Genomic DNA, 13,109 nt, shown 5'->3' on the forward strand with positions numbered 1-13,109 from the left:
CACTATGGACGATATCGTAAAACAGGCAATGGCCAAGTGGCCAAACGTACCGCACTGCTACGGCTGGCTCGCGCTCGATGCGCGCGGCCACTGGCGCATGCGCGACGAAGCGACCCAGCAGGCCGGCTTGCCCGGCGACCGGCTCGAGAACGAGAAACTGGTGGGGTTCATCAACCGCAACTACCTGCACGACGAACGGGGCAACTGGTATTTCCAGAATGGCCCGCAACGCGTGTACGTGAATCTGGAGGCGGCACCGTTCATCGCACGCACCGATCCGCAGCAGGGCTTGTTGTTGCAGACGGAGCAGGCGCTGACGGCTGTCGAGCACGTGTTTCTGAGCAATGCCGGCGCCGTGCTGTTCGCGGCCGGCGAGGTCGTGGCGCAGCTCGATGACCGCGATGTGGCGCAGGTGCTGGGCCAGTTCACGCTGGATGGCCGCAGCGCATCGGACGACGCCGTGATGGCGTGGCTGGGCGGCGGTGCTGGCACGCTGACATTGCCTTGGCAGGGCAAGGTGTTCACTGTGGAACGGGTGGCGGACGCCGACCTGGCGCAGCGGTTCGGGTTCAACAGGATGCCGGCGCCCTGAACCGGGCCGTCAATCGTCCTTCTCTTCCTTGTCCTTCTTTTGCTGCGCCTCGAGTTCGCGGGCGCGCGCATCGATCACGGCCTGATCGTAGAACGATGCGTCGCGCGCCTTGCGTGCCAGTTCCAGCTGCGCCATCGCGGCCGGAGTAGCGCCGGCCAGCACATACGATTCGGCCAGCGCCATATGCTGCAGCGCGATCTTGCCCTGCTTTGCGTACGCCTTGGCCAATAGATCCTGCAGCTTGTATTCCTCGCGGTATTGCTGCGACTGGTCACGCAGAAAGCGCGTAGCCTCGTCGAGTTTGCCCGTGGCGATCATGGCGTCGGCGTACTGGTGCGCCAGCGAGCGCGACAGCGGGAAGCGCGCGTGCATCGTCTCGGCTTCCTTCACGGCCTCGGCCAGCACCGACGCCGGCTGGCCCGGCGCCATCTTGATCTCGATCGCCAGACCCGCGTACATGGTCGCGCCATCGCCGACATTCGACGCCACCGACAGCACGCCTTCGCGCGGTTTCATGGTTTCGCGTGATTTGTCGAGCCAGCTCTGCGCGTCAGCCAGGTTGCCCTGCTTGAGCGCGAGGTAGGCCAGGCCATACTGCGCGCCGGCCTGCTGATGGCGGTGCGTTTCCCTGAGCTGCGTGTTGAACGCGCTGCGCGTGTTGCGCTGACCCTGCTCGCTTGGTTCCTGCAGCACGCGGATGCGCGCGCGCACCAGGTGAAAGTCGAGGCTGTCGACGCGCTGCTTCTTGGGCATCTCGCGGATGCGCGCCTGCATGTCGCTGATGCGCTCCTGGGTCAGCGGGTGGCTGCTCAGGTTGCTCAAGCCTGTCGGCAGTTCGCCATACAGCTTTGACGCATTTTGCAGGCGCCGGAAAAACGCGACGATGCCGGTGGTGTCGTAGCCGCCTGCCTCCATGATCTGGAAGCCCACGCGGTCGGCTTCCCGCTCGGCGTCGCGGCTGAAGTTGAGCTGGCGCTGGACCACCAGGCCCTGGCCGCCCATCAGCACGCCCATTGCCGCATCCGAGCCGGCCTTGGCGGCCAGCGCCGCCAGGATCATCGACGCCAGCGGTAGCAGGATATCCTGGCGCTGCTGGCCCAGCATGCGCGCGATGTGGCGCTGCGTGACGTGGCCGATCTCGTGCGCCACGACGCCGGCCAGTTCGGATTCGGTCTGGGCTGCGATCACGAGGCCCGAGTGCGCACCGATGAAACCGCCCGGCAGCGCGAACGCATTCAGCGCCGCATCGCGCACGGCAAAGAAATGAAAATCGGCATTGGTTTCGCCGCGCGCGCCGGGCGCCGCAGCCACGAGGCCATTGCCGAAGTTGTTCAGGTATTCGGAGATCGGTTCGTCGTCGAGGTAATCGCGGTCGCGCCGGATGTCGCGCATGATCTCTTCGCCCAGCTTGCGCTCGACGACTGGCGACAAATCGACGCGCGCGGTGTCGCCCAGTGTCGGCAGATGAATGTGATCGGCGCGCTTGAGCGGGTCGGACTGGGCGGCCACGGCAAATGCTGCCGTCGTGCATAGGGCAACGGCGGTCAGGACGGGGCGCCAGCGGCGCACGGATGCTGGTCGGACGACAGATTTCACGGTGCTATCATAACCGTATCCGCACGCACCCTGCTGCTCCCAGAACACTTTGTTACCCAACGATACCGACCCTTCATGACGCCTTCCACCCCGACCGCAGACCATCTGACCCACTTCGACGCCACCGGCCAGGCCCATATGGTCGATGTCGGCGCCAAAGAGGACACGCACCGCATCGCGGTGGCCGCCGGCACCATCCGCATGCAGCCGGCCACGCTGGCCCTGATCACGTCGGGCAGCGCAAAAAAAGGGGACGTGATTGGCATCGCGCGTATCGCCGCGATCATGGCCTCCAAGCGCACGAGCGACCTGGTGCCGCTGTGTCACCCATTGCCGATCACGCGCGTGGCGGTTGATTTCGAGATTGATGAGGCTGCCAACAGCGTCCATTGCCGGGCGCAGGTGGAAACCATCGGCAAGACCGGGGTCGAGATGGAAGCGCTCACTGCGGTGCAGGTGGGTTTACTGACCGTGTATGACATGTGCAAGGCGGTTGACCGCGGCATGGTCATGACCAACGTACGGGTGCTGGAAAAGCATGGCGGCAAGAGCGGTGACTGGACTGCCGCCATCGACGCCTGACTCAGTTAAGGACTTTCGGCAACGGCAACCCTTCCGTGATGGCCAGATGCTCCATCGCATCTTCCATCACGACGCGCGCGCGGCCTGCCGCCATCTTCAGCCGCGCATGCAGTGCCTCGTCACCCGGATTGCGGTGGGCGCACTGGTCGCTGTAGCGCTCGAAGCTGGAAATCATCATCAGGATCTCGGACAAGTGCCGGGGACATTCGCAATCGAGACGGATGCCGGCCGCCGTCATGATGTTGCCCAGCGCTTCCTCGTCGAAGCGGGGCGGCGCCACGGGCGGCAGCGGCTGCTCCTGCAGCGGCGGACGGTGGCCGGTCAGCGCCGACTGGCACAGCAGCGCCAGTTCGGACAGGTCCGCCGGAATGCGCGCCACCAGGCAGCCTTGCGCGCGCAGGGCGCGAATCGTGGCACTGGAACAAAAGCGGTACAGCACCACGACGGCAGCGACACCGCTGGCCTCGCGCGCGGCGGCAATCGGCGCCAGGCCGGTATCGTCGAGTTCGGACTGCTCGATCACCAGCACATCCGCCCCGACATCGCGCGGCAACGCCAGCGCTTGTGCCAGCGTGGCGCAATGACCGCGCACGTCCAACCCCAGCGCAGCCTGGCCGGTAGCGGCAATCCGCCGCGACAGCATGGCGCCGACCAGCAGCACGCGCGCCGGAGAGGTGGCAATCGCCCTCGCCTGGCCATCCAGGCCCAGCATCGATTGCAGCTGCTCACGGTTCAAGCCGGCCAGCACGCCGATCGAATGGCCCTGGTCGACCAGTTGCTTGAGCAGGCCCAGGCGCGCGACCTGTTCAGCTGAATACAGGCGCTGGCCGCGCTCCGAGCGCTGCGCATCCGACAGACTGTAGCGGCGCTCCCAGACGCGCAGCGTCTCTACCGGCAAACCCGCCAGACGCGCAGCTGCGCCGGTTCGGTACATGATCGGTTCATGATGTGATCTTAGCGAGTTTTCCATAATATCGTCCCTTGATTGAACCTTTATTATGCTACATAAACGGTGCACACGTTAGACACGGGAACAAAATAAGCCTACATTGGTCTTAACGCGGTTCACACCGAACTGTAAAAACCACATGGAGTCATACGATGAAAAAATTTCTGATCGCACTGCCACTCGCCTTCGCCTTCGGCGCCGCCAACGCAGCAGATATCGTTGATACCGCCAAATCGGCCGGCACGTTCAATACGCTGGTCACGGCTGTCCAGGCTGCCGGCCTGACCGACACCCTGAAGGGTCCGGGCCCGTTCACCGTGTTCGCACCAACCGATGCCGCCTTTGCCAAGATTCCAAAAGCCAAACTCGACGCACTGCTGAAAGACAAGGCCGCACTGACCAAAGTGCTGACCTACCACGTGGTGCCAGGCACCGTGAAAGCAGCCGACGTCAAGCCAGGCGACGTCAAGACCGTCGAAGGCAGCGCCTTCAAGGTCAAGGTCGCGGGCGGCAAAGTCATGGTAGACAAGGCCACTGTCACCAAGACCGACATCGTCGCCGACAACGGCGTGATCCACGTCATCGACACGGTCATCATGCCAAAATAATCACAAACTTCCTGTGCGTTAGGGAACGTTAAAGCGCCCCTGCTACCCGGCATTGCCGGATAGCGGGGGCGTTGTCGTATCGGCTGGCCTGGCGCGCGTGGTACATTCCCGGCTTGCCTGCGGCACCCGGCCGCGGGACTGATCGACGAGGATGGCATGAAATTTCGTTTGATGACGGTGGCAGCGGCGACCCTGGCCGCCACCACCGCAATGGCCGCGCCGCGCGGCTTCACCGTGGAAGACCTGGTCAATATGGAACGGGTCGGTAGCCCGGCCGTATCGCCCGACGCCACGCGAGTGATTTACACCGTGCGCAGCACCGACATGGAAAAGAACCGCGGCAACACCCAACTCTGGATGATCGACCTGCGTGCCGCCAAGCCGACGCCGCAGCGCCTGACCGACCATGCGTCGAGCAGCGCCGATCCGGAATGGTCGCCGTCGGGCGACGCTGTGTACTTCCTGTCCGCGCGCTCGGGCTCGTCGCAGGTATGGCGCCAGCCGGTGGCCGGCGGCGCACCCGTCAAGGTCACCGACCTGCCGCTGGACGTCGACAACTTCCGCGTCGCACCCACGGGCGATCGCCTGGCGTTCAGCCTGGCGGTATTCCGCGACTGCGCCGACCTGGCCTGCACCAAGGCCCGGCTCGACGCAAAAGAAAAAGAAAAGGCCACCGGCAAGGTCTACGACCGCCTGTTCGCGCGCCACTGGGATACCTGGAACGACCACCGCAATGCGGTGCTGTTCTCGGCGCCAATTGGCGCAGCAGGCGCGATCACCGGCGAGCCGGTCAGCCTGTCGGGTTCGCTCGACGGCGACGTGCCCTCGAAGCCTTTTGGTGACCGTGAGGAATACCGCTTCAGTCCGGACGGCAAAACCGTCGTGTTCTCGGCCCGCATCGCTGGCAAGACCGAAGCCTGGTCGACCAACTTCGACCTGTACAGCGTACCCGCTACAGGCGGCGCTGCCCCACGCAACCTGACGGCGGACAATCCGGCCTGGGACACCAAGGGCACGTTCTCCCCCGATGGCCGCACATTGGCTTACCTGGCGATGGCGCGCCCCGGCTTCGAGGCCGACCGCTACCAGATCATGCTGATGGATGTGGCGACTGGCCAGAAACGCGCGCTGGCAGCGAACTGGGACCGCTCGGCTGGCAGCCTGGTCTGGCGCGCCGACGGCAAGGCGCTGATCGTCGATGCAGAAGACATCGGCCAGCATCGCCTGTTCTCCATCGACGTGGCAGGCGGCAAGGTCACCCCGTTGACGGACACCGGCGCCGTGGGCGCCTTCGATCTGCGCCGCGATACGCTGGTCTATACCCATGCGAATCTGTCCGCTGGTGCGCAATTGTTCTCGATGAAGCTGGGCGCCAAGCCGAAGCAGCTGACCACATTGAACACCGAATTGCTGAAAGATGTGCGCTGGGGCGAAGCCGAGCAGTTTTCGTTTGCCGGCGCCAATGGTGACACCGTGTACGGTTACGTGATGAAGCCATGGAATGCGCAGCCGGGCCAGAAATACCCAGTCGCGTTCATCGTCCACGGCGGGCCGCAAGGCAGCTTCGGCAACAGCTGGAGCTACCGCTGGAATCCGCAGACCTATGCCGGCGCCGGCTATGCGGCCGTGTTCATCGACTTCCACGGTTCGACCGGCTACGGCCAGAAATTCACAGACTCGATCAGCAACGACTGGGGCGGCAAGCCACTGGTCGACCTGCAAAAGGGCTACGACGCGGCAGTGAAGAAGTTCCCATGGCTGGACCGCTCACGCGACTGCGCACTGGGCGCGTCGTACGGCGGCTACATGATGAACTGGATCGCCGGCAACTGGTCGGATGAGTTCAAGTGCATCGTCAATCACGACGGCGTGTTCGACACGCGCGGCATGGCCTACTCGACCGAGGAGCAGTGGTTCACGGATTGGGAGAATGGCGGGCCGTACTACAAGGTGCCGGAGAACCATGAGCGCTTCAATCCGGTTCATCACGTGGCGAAGTGGAAGACACCGATGCTGGTGATCCAGGGCGATCTGGACTTCCGGATTCCGACAGCGCAGGGGCTGGGGACGTTCACGGCGCTGCAGCGTCAGGGTGTCGAGAGCAAGCTGCTGGTGTTCCCGGATGAGAATCACTGGGTACTCAAGCCGGCTAATTCGGTGCAGTGGCATCACACCGTGAATGGGTGGTTGGATCGGTTCTTGAAGACGCAGCCAGCGAAGTAAATCCGCAATGCAAAAAGCCCGCTGGGAAGCGGGCTTTTTTGTGAAAAACTAGAATTACGGAGTCGTCGTAGCGACGTTATTTTTCTTGATCGCATCCAGAGCTGCTGCGTTGGTAGCAGTCGTCTCGTTAGCCCACGCCAGTGCTGCATCACCGATCGTTGGGGTCATCGTGATAGTCGAGCCATCAACACCAGTGCCGATGCCGTTATTCAAAGTAATGACGATCTTGCCATCAGTGGTCGCAACTTTTTGGATTTCTTTGGTTGCCAGCGTGGTAGGAATACCGTTGCTGCCACCATCGCAAGCATCCAGCGTGCCACCGTTTTCTTGAGCACACACGCCAACTGCAGTCTTGATTGCAGACGTGGAGCCCAGCACTGCAGCGATCTTCGACTTGATGGTGTAGTTGCTGTACTGTGGAATCGCGACAGCAGCCAGAATACCGATAATTGCAACGACGATCATCAGTTCGATCAGGGTGAAGCCGCCTTCGGCTTTTTTGCTTGGCATTTGCTTGAAGTTCATTTTAAATCTCCGGGTTGGGTATTTCAAAAAAGTGGACCTACGTATCTTGTGCTGCTCACTGCTACGCTTTCCTATATGCAAGCGCTGTGCCAGCCCAAAAATGGCGTAAAACGGTCGATTTTATGAATAACAAGCCAACATTTTCCTGTTCCAGAACAAAAAACGGCACCCTGAATGACAAAATTTGTCAGTGCCGCACAGCAATTTTTGTCACGCACGATGCGTATCAACAAAAAGTGGCGCACTAAACGAAAAACGGGGAGCTCGCGCTCCCCGTTTTAGCTTTCGATCAATAGATCGTCAGATTTACAGCATGGCCTTCAGCAGACGCGCCATTTCCGACGGGTTCTTGGTGACGGTAATGCCGCAGGCTTCCATGATTTCCAGCTTGGCTTGCGCAGTATCTGCACCGCCCGAGATCAGCGCGCCGGCGTGGCCCATGCGCTTGCCTGGTGGCGCGGTGACGCCAGCGATGAAGCCGACGACTGGCTTCTTCATGTTGTCCTTGATCCAGTAAGCCGCGTTGGCTTCGTCCGGACCACCGATTTCGCCGATCATGATGACCGCGTCGGTATCAGGATCGTCGTTGAACATCTGCATGATGTCGATGTGCTTCAGACCGTTGATCGGATCACCGCCGATGCCGACTGCCGACGACTGGCCCAGGCCCAGTGCGGTCAGCTGTGCAACTGCTTCATACGTCAGGGTACCCGAACGCGAGACGACGCCGATGCGGCCCTTGCGGTGGATGTGACCTGGCATGATGCCGATCTTGATTTCGTCAGGGGTGATCAGGCCTGGGCAGTTAGGGCCCAGCAGCAGGGTCTTCGAACCCGACTTGGCCATGCGGTCCTTGAGTTCCATCATGTCGCGGACTGGAATGCCTTCGGTGATGCAAATTGCCAGGTCCAGCTCGGCTTCGACAGCTTCCCAAATGGCAGCGGCTGCGCCTGCAGGTGGGACGTAGATCACCGACACGTTGGCGCCGGTTTCTTTTTTCGCTTCTGCGACGTTCGCGAAAATCGGGATGCCTTCGAAATCTTCGCCGGCTTTCTTCGGGTTCACGCCAGCAACGAAGGCTTCTTTGCCGTTTGCGTACTCACGGCACATACGGGTGTGGAACTGGCCGGTCTTGCCGGTGATGCCCTGGGTGACTACTTTGGTATCTTTGTTGATCAGAATCGACATTTTTTATTTCCTTAGCAATTAGGCTTGACCGGCAGCAGCGGCGACGACCGACTTGGCTGCGTCTTCCATCGTGTCTGCGGCGATGATTGGCAGGCCCGATTCGGCCAGCATCTTCTTGCCCAGGTCTTCGTTGGTGCCCTTCATGCGCACGACCAGCGGCACTTGCAGCGAAACGGCTTTCGATGCAGCGATCACGCCTTCGGCGATGACGTCGCAACGCATGATGCCGCCGAAGATGTTGACCAGGATGGCTTTCAGGTCAGGGTTCTTCAGCATGATCTTGAACGCTTCGGTCACTTTCTCGGCCGTGGCGCCACCGCCGACGTCGAGGAAGTTGGCTGGCTCGCCGCCGAACAGCTTGATGGTGTCCATGGTGGCCATGGCCAGGCCGGCGCCGTTCACCAGGCAGCCGATGTTGCCGTCGAGCGAGATGTAGGCCAGATCGAATTTCGATGCTTCGACTTCGGCTGCGTCTTCTTCGTCCAGATCGCGGTAAGCGACGATTTCAGGACGACGATACAGGGCGTTCGCGTCGAAGTTGAATTTGGCGTCCAGGGCGATGATCTTGCCGCTGCCGGTGACGATCAGCGGGTTGATTTCGGCCAGCGATGCATCGGTTTCCCAGTAGGCTTTGTACAGGCCCTGCAGGTTCGCACGTGCGTCGGCGATCGAGCCGGCTGGCACACCGATCTTGGCGGCGACGTCGTCAGCCTGCTCATCGGTCAGGCCGACTTTCGGGTCGATGATGACGTTATGGATTTTTTCCGGGTTGCTGTGCGCGACTTCTTCGATGTCCATGCCGCCTTCCGACGAGGCCATCAGCACGACTTTCTGGCTGACGCGGTCGGTAACGAGCGAGACATACAGTTCTTGTTTGATGTCGGCGCCTTCTTCGACCATCAGGCGACGGACTTTCTGGCCTTCCGGGCTGGTCTGGTGCGTGATCAGCTGCATGCCCATGATCTGGTCAGCGTATTCCTTGACCTGCTCGAGCGATTTGGCGACCTTGACGCCGCCGCCCTTGCCGCGGCCACCAGCGTGGATCTGCGCCTTGACGACCCAGACCGGACCACCCAGTTCTTCAGCAGCTTTGACAGCCTCTTCGACCGACATGCACGGAATGCCGCGCGGAACGGTCACCCCGAATTTTCGGAGGATTTCTTTGCCCTGATACTCATGGATCTTCATGCTGGCTTCCCTTCTATCTATTACTGAATTAGAAACGGTTGAACTACAAAAAAAACAAACGACGACTTAACCCGACACGGCCTTGATGGACCAGCGCGGGTAATATTTGGCCACGGCGGGGCCGTCGCTGCGCAGGGCATGGCAACGGTCGAGCTCAAATGGACGGTCGGATGACGCGACGCCTTGCCCGCCTGGGGCATCGACGGTGTCGTCAGCAAAGGCTTGCAGCGCTGCAGTGGGCAGCACCTGGGCCAGTTCGGTCAGGTGGGTGCAGCCGAGCACGCCGGACAGGCGGTCTTTCAGATGCAACCGGAAATGGTTCACGAGCGAGAGCCCGATCAACTTCTTGTAGGCAGGGCCGATGGTATCGCAAAAGCCCGGATACGGGACGGCATCGGATGCGGCTTCGGCATCAACGATGTTCATGTCACGGTCGATCGTGACGCGCAGCTTCAGGTCGTGCACTGGCGTGCCGCCGGGCCGTTCGCCGGAAGCAAGTTCAACAGTACGCGTTTTCACATCGCGGATGCTGGCATCAAGATCCCACATGCCATCGTCGCGCGCATAGGCGTCGACTGTGATGGCGCGCGTATGCCGGAGCGAGCGCGATACGGGAAGAGACAAAGGCATAAATACCAGTGCCGTCGAGACGGCGGTTAGTGATGCAGCCGGTGTGCTAGTGCACGTCACCGCAGCTTCTGCGGCAACAACCGCTCATGCGGCGCTGCTTAAACCCGTAAAGTTTATCACAGCGTCCCGCCCGGCGCATCGCTAAAAGGGGACATCACGGCCAACGTCGACGGAGATGACCGGACTTGGCAGGCGCTTGACAGCGCGTTTGACGCATATGGTATGCGCATGAAGAACAACCGCCGGAGCTGCCATTCATGCCATGAATGAGAGATATGGATTTTCGTTGTGGACATTGCCGACGTAGAAAAGCGCCAGCGTGCAGCGCCATCGCCCGTTGAGGAATATGCGTTGGCATATCGGGGATGACGCTCCACGCTGGCGCCTGGGGCAGCATCGAGTCGGAACGCGTGACTGCAAGCGATCACGAGAACGTTAATTAGTCGGGAAACTCGTCGTCGTCAGGCGCACCCTGCATCGCCGCACGTGCCGCGCGCTGGGAAAAACCGCGCTGCAGCAAGAAGCGCATCTGCTTGGCGCGCGCTGCGGCATCTTCGGCAACCGTACCAAACTTGCGTTGCCAGACTTCGATCGCACGCGCGGTCTCGCTGTCGGACAGCCCGGCCTTGATCTCGACCAGGGCGTCGCTTGTTAAACCATGATTTTTCAATTCGGCCATCACGCGACTGTCGCCATAACGGCTCGCTTTACGGTTGACCAGGGATTCGGCAAAGCGCTCCTGCGACAACCAGTTATTTTTTTCAAGAAAATCGAGCAGGGCATCGACGTCATCGCCCTCTTCCGCGTACTTGGACAGCTTGCGGCGCAATTCGAAGCGGCTGTGCTCGCGCTGCGACAGATAGCGCAGCGCGCGGCCCTTGAGACTAAGTACGGGTGCTCGCATGGGTAACGTCAGCCCATCAACATGGCGCCGGGCGCCAGTGGCAGGCTGCTGCCACCGCGCCCTGCGCCCGGCTGATTATTCACCAACCGCCTGCAGCTTCGGCTTGTCGTCACCACCGATCGTCGGTGGCAGCTCACGCACACCCAAGGCGGTACGGACCTTGTTTTCGATCTCGCGTGCCAGGGCTGGACGGTCACGCAGGAACTGACGCGCGTTGTCTTTACCCTGACCAATACGCTCGCCGTTATAGCTGTACCACGAGCCCGACTTCTCGACGATTTTGTTATCTGCGCCGAGATCCAGAATTTCGCCTTCACGGGACGTGCCTTCTCCATAAAGAATGTCGAAGTGCGCTTCCTTGAATGGCGGGGCGATCTTGTTCTTGACGACCTTGACCTTGGTTTCGTTACCGATCACTTCGTCACCCGACTTGATCGAGCCGGTACGACGGATGTCCAGGCGCACCGATGCGTAGAACTTCAGCGCGTTACCACCGGTGGTGGTTTCAGGGCTGCCGAACATGACGCCGATCTTCATGCGGATCTGGTTGATGAAGATGACCAGCGTGTTGGTGCGGTTGATCGAGCCGGTGAGCTTGCGCAGCGCTTGCGACATCAGGCGCGCCTGCAGGCCGGGCAGCGAGTCACCCATGTCGCCTTCGATTTCGGCGCGTGGCGTCAGGGCCGCGACCGAGTCGATGACGACCAGGTCGACACTGCCCGAGCGTACCAGCGCGTCGGTGATTTCAAGCGCCTGTTCGCCGGTATCCGGCTGCGAGATCAGCAGCTCGCTCAGGTTGATGCCCAGCTTTTGCGCGTAGGTGACGTCGAGTGCGTGCTCGGCGTCGATGAACGCGCAGGTGCCACCCAGCTTTTGCATCTGGGCGATAGTTTGCAGCGTCAGGGTGGTTTTACCCGACGATTCAGGACCGTAGATCTCGACGATACGGCCGCGCGGCAGGCCACCGACGCCCAGCGCAATGTCCAGGCCCAGCGAGCCGGTGGAAACCGTTTGTACTTCTTCGACCGGCGTGTTCGCATCCATGCGCATCACCGAGCCCTTGCCGAACTGCTTTTCAATCTGCGCCAGGGCGGCAGCCAGCGCCTTGCCCTTATCAGCGGCGTTCAATGCGGTTTTTTTGTCGTCCATGGTGTACTTTCTGTCGTGGAGTAGGCAAGGTGTGGGCGGTCACGCGCACTTCAAGAGCCAGTACTGTATAAAAATCCAGTGGTTTTTGCAAGCGAAAAGACGTGGTTATCTTACCAACAATCGCTCGGGACTCGCATTGTGACGGTAAATCCAACACAATGAGAACCGGTTCGATCACGCGTGTTCGATGAACAAGCCACAACGTCAATAAGAGGTGCCCCATGCGAATTCTGCTTGCCGAAGATGATAGCGTACTTGCCGATGGCCTGACGCGCTCCCTGCGCCAGTCCGGCTATGCCATCGATTGTGTCAAGAACGGCCAGGATGCCGATACCGCCCTGTCCACGCAGGAGTTCGATCTGCTCATTCTCGACCTGGGCCTGCCGAAGATGTCCGGGCTCGAAGTGCTGCGCCGCCTGCGCGCGCGCGCCTCGCTGCTGCCGGTCTTGATCCTGACTGCGGCCGATTCCGTCGAGCAGCGCGTCGAGGGCCTCGACCTGGGCGCCGACGACTACATGGCCAAGCCGTTTGCGCTGTCCGAGCTCGAAGCGCGCGTGCGGGCGCTGACCCGGCGCGGCGCCGGCGGCGGCGCAGCCGTCGTGCGCCATGGCCCGCTGGTCTATGACCAGGTCGGCCGCAGCGCCTACATCAACGACCAGATGCTCGACCTGTCGGCGCGCGAGCTGGGCCTGCTTGAAGTGCTGCTGGCGCGCACCGGGCGCCTCGTCTCCAAGGAGCAACTGGTCGACCACCTGTGCGAATGGGGCGAAGAAGTTTCCAACAACGCCATCGAGGTGTATGTGCACCGCCTGCGCAAGAAGATCGAGGTCGGCGGCGTGCGCATTGCCACCGTGCGCGGCCTGGGCTATTGCCTCGAGAAATTCTCCGAGGCCAGCGCGGCCGCCGCAGCTGCTGCCGCCGCGAACGACGCCCGCATCGCCGCCACCGCCGCTGACAAGTGAACGCCGGCTTCAC

Annotated in this window: 13 protein-coding genes; 5 read left to right on the forward strand and 8 right to left on the reverse strand. The window is 61.5% G+C overall.

Going from position 1 to position 13,109, the window contains the following annotated elements; genetic code table 11:
- Positions 1–4: 4 nt before the first annotated feature.
- Entirely contained in the window at positions 5–592 is a 588-nt protein-coding gene (locus NX775_RS09695; RefSeq protein ID WP_258835998.1) for a DUF2946 family protein, read from the forward strand.
- 9 nt (positions 593–601) lie between these two features.
- Here NX775_RS09695 and NX775_RS09700 read toward each other — a convergent pair whose 3' ends face one another.
- Complete coding sequence (locus NX775_RS09700; RefSeq protein WP_258835809.1) at positions 602–2,188, reverse strand: M48 family metalloprotease; 1,587 nt, start codon at positions 2,186–2,188, stop codon at positions 602–604.
- A 75-nt stretch (positions 2,189–2,263) separates the two neighbouring features.
- Between NX775_RS09700 and moaC the strand changes: the two genes are divergently transcribed.
- Positions 2,264–2,770, forward strand: coding sequence for a cyclic pyranopterin monophosphate synthase MoaC (gene moaC, locus NX775_RS09705; RefSeq protein WP_258835810.1), 507 nt, complete (start codon positions 2,264–2,266; stop codon positions 2,768–2,770).
- Between the two features lies 1 nt (position 2,771).
- Here moaC and NX775_RS09710 read toward each other — a convergent pair whose 3' ends face one another.
- Positions 2,772–3,704 (reverse strand): MerR family transcriptional regulator, encoded by a 933-nt coding sequence (locus tag NX775_RS09710; RefSeq protein ID WP_258835811.1) that lies wholly within the window; start codon positions 3,702–3,704, stop codon positions 2,772–2,774.
- A gap of 167 nt (positions 3,705–3,871) precedes the next feature.
- On the opposite strand from NX775_RS09710, the gene NX775_RS09715 reads away from it, so the two are divergent.
- Complete coding sequence (locus NX775_RS09715; protein WP_183556134.1) at positions 3,872–4,327, forward strand: fasciclin domain-containing protein; 456 nt, start codon at positions 3,872–3,874, stop codon at positions 4,325–4,327.
- 156 nt (positions 4,328–4,483) lie between these two features.
- Complete coding sequence (locus NX775_RS09720) at positions 4,484–6,550, forward strand: S9 family peptidase (protein WP_258835812.1); 2,067 nt, start codon at positions 4,484–4,486, stop codon at positions 6,548–6,550.
- 54 nt (positions 6,551–6,604) lie between these two features.
- On the opposite strand, the gene NX775_RS09725 is transcribed toward NX775_RS09720, so the two are convergent.
- From NX775_RS09725 to recA, 6 genes are all read right to left on the reverse strand, one after another.
- Complete coding sequence (locus tag NX775_RS09725) at positions 6,605–7,075, reverse strand: pilin (RefSeq protein WP_307732154.1); 471 nt, start codon at positions 7,073–7,075, stop codon at positions 6,605–6,607.
- A gap of 306 nt (positions 7,076–7,381) precedes the next feature.
- On the reverse strand, positions 7,382–8,263 hold the full coding sequence (gene sucD, locus NX775_RS09730; protein ID WP_258835813.1) for a succinate--CoA ligase subunit alpha: 882 nt from the start codon (positions 8,261–8,263) through the stop codon (positions 7,382–7,384).
- Between the two features lie 18 nt (positions 8,264–8,281).
- Positions 8,282–9,451, reverse strand: coding sequence for an ADP-forming succinate--CoA ligase subunit beta (gene sucC, locus NX775_RS09735; protein WP_258835814.1), 1,170 nt, complete (start codon positions 9,449–9,451; stop codon positions 8,282–8,284).
- A 66-nt stretch (positions 9,452–9,517) separates the two neighbouring features.
- Entirely contained in the window at positions 9,518–10,081 is a 564-nt protein-coding gene (locus tag NX775_RS09740; RefSeq protein WP_258835815.1) for a DUF2889 domain-containing protein, read from the reverse strand.
- 439 nt (positions 10,082–10,520) lie between these two features.
- Positions 10,521–10,985: a recombination regulator RecX gene (recX, locus tag NX775_RS09745; RefSeq protein ID WP_258835816.1), complete on the reverse strand. Its 465-nt coding sequence runs from the start codon at positions 10,983–10,985 to the stop codon at positions 10,521–10,523.
- A gap of 75 nt (positions 10,986–11,060) precedes the next feature.
- Positions 11,061–12,134 carry a recombinase RecA gene (gene recA / locus NX775_RS09750; protein ID WP_183556129.1) on the reverse strand — a complete coding sequence of 358 codons (1,074 nt, stop codon included), beginning with the start codon at positions 12,132–12,134 and terminating at the stop codon, positions 11,061–11,063.
- Positions 12,135–12,355: 221 nt separating this feature from the next.
- On the opposite strand from recA, the gene NX775_RS09755 reads away from it, so the two are divergent.
- Positions 12,356–13,096 (forward strand): response regulator, encoded by a 741-nt coding sequence (locus tag NX775_RS09755; RefSeq protein WP_183556128.1) that lies wholly within the window; start codon positions 12,356–12,358, stop codon positions 13,094–13,096.
- Positions 13,097–13,109: the final 13 nt, after the last annotated feature.

The organism is Massilia aurea, from assembly GCF_024753205.1.
Classification (GTDB): domain Bacteria; phylum Pseudomonadota; class Gammaproteobacteria; order Burkholderiales; family Burkholderiaceae_D; genus Telluria; species Telluria aurea.

Coding starts and splice junctions, on each gene's coding strand:
- NX775_RS09695 (WP_258835998.1), top strand. CDS start 5: ATGGACGATATCGTAAAACAGGCAATGGCCAAGTGGCCAAACGTACCG.
- moaC (WP_258835810.1), top strand. CDS start 2,264: ATGACGCCTTCCACCCCGACCGCAGACCATCTGACCCACTTCGACGCC.
- NX775_RS09710 (WP_258835811.1), bottom strand. CDS start 3,704: ATGTACCGAACCGGCGCAGCTGCGCGTCTGGCGGGTTTGCCGGTAGAG.
- NX775_RS09715 (WP_183556134.1), top strand. CDS start 3,872: ATGAAAAAATTTCTGATCGCACTGCCACTCGCCTTCGCCTTCGGCGCC.
- NX775_RS09720 (WP_258835812.1), top strand. CDS start 4,484: ATGAAATTTCGTTTGATGACGGTGGCAGCGGCGACCCTGGCCGCCACC.
- NX775_RS09725 (WP_307732154.1), bottom strand. CDS start 7,075: ATGAACTTCAAGCAAATGCCAAGCAAAAAAGCCGAAGGCGGCTTCACC.
- sucD (WP_258835813.1), bottom strand. CDS start 8,263: ATGTCGATTCTGATCAACAAAGATACCAAAGTAGTCACCCAGGGCATC.
- sucC (WP_258835814.1), bottom strand. CDS start 9,451: ATGAAGATCCATGAGTATCAGGGCAAAGAAATCCTCCGAAAATTCGGG.
- NX775_RS09740 (WP_258835815.1), bottom strand. CDS start 10,081: ATGCCTTTGTCTCTTCCCGTATCGCGCTCGCTCCGGCATACGCGCGCC.
- recX (WP_258835816.1), bottom strand. CDS start 10,985: ATGCGAGCACCCGTACTTAGTCTCAAGGGCCGCGCGCTGCGCTATCTG.
- recA (WP_183556129.1), bottom strand. CDS start 12,134: ATGGACGACAAAAAAACCGCATTGAACGCCGCTGATAAGGGCAAGGCG.
- NX775_RS09755 (WP_183556128.1), top strand. CDS start 12,356: ATGCGAATTCTGCTTGCCGAAGATGATAGCGTACTTGCCGATGGCCTG.